The sequence below is a fragment of the Saezia sanguinis genome (assembly GCF_003991585.1).
In the GTDB taxonomy this organism is placed as follows: domain Bacteria; phylum Pseudomonadota; class Gammaproteobacteria; order Burkholderiales; family Burkholderiaceae_C; genus Saezia; species Saezia sanguinis.
The window spans coordinates 1-253 of sequence record NZ_PQSP01000145.1 but is presented as its reverse complement, the minus strand read 5'-3'; the positions used below and the strand labels follow the sequence as shown (position 1 = coordinate 253).

Sequence of the window (253 nt, the reverse complement as noted above, 5' to 3'; positions counted from 1 at the left end):
ATCGAATAAAGCAATTAATTGAGTTGAGTTTTGTTTATTAAATGGATCAACAATATCTTTTTCTGTGAGTTTCTTAGAGGTATATTTACTCAATTTACTTAAGTTTATTGATAATGTTTTTTCTAAGTTTGCTTCTGTTGATTGCGCTTGCAAATAGCGAGATTCGGCTTGTGCAATTTCAGAACGACGACCTTCATCATATTGATTGATTACTTTTAAATCAGCTAAGAATTTTTCATGGCGACGGATATTC

The 253-nt window shown here is 30.8% G+C and carries 1 protein-coding gene; it reads right to left on the bottom strand.

Annotated elements, in window-relative coordinates:
* A partial coding sequence (locus tag CUZ56_RS15890; protein ID WP_204250969.1) for a hypothetical protein occupies positions 1-253 on the bottom strand: 253 nt, incomplete at both ends.